Origin of the sequence: Shewanella sp. T24-MNA-CIBAN-0130, from assembly GCF_040310185.1 — a bacterium.
Taxonomy (GTDB): Bacteria; Pseudomonadota; Gammaproteobacteria; order Enterobacterales; family Shewanellaceae; genus Shewanella; species Shewanella psychromarinicola.
In genome coordinates, this window is record NZ_JBEOPP010000488.1 from 1 (window position 1) to 246 (window position 246).

The 246-nt window shown below is 62.6% G+C and carries 1 protein-coding gene; it reads left to right on the forward strand.

What is annotated here, in order from left to right; translation table 11 throughout:
- Positions 1 to 32 precede the first annotated feature (32 nt).
- A partial coding sequence (locus AAEZ02_RS23225) for a helix-turn-helix domain-containing protein (protein WP_351125554.1) occupies positions 33 to 246 on the forward strand: 214 nt, incomplete at its 3' end.

The window sequence follows — 246 nt, forward strand, 5'->3', positions numbered from 1 at the left end:
GTACAGCCCGAACTCGACCTTGGAGCAGCCGAATGACCGCGAACGCAACCACGAAGTCCGCTGAGAAGGTCCTGGAGGTTCTCAACGTTCTGCTCGGTCATTTCGCGCATGGCCTGACGCCCGGCGAACTCACCACGGCGACGAACCTCTCGCCGTCGAACATGACGCGGTATGTCGCGACGCTTGAGGCGATGGGGTTCGCGGAGCGTATTCCCGAAACGGGCCGCTTCCGTCCATCCGTGAAGG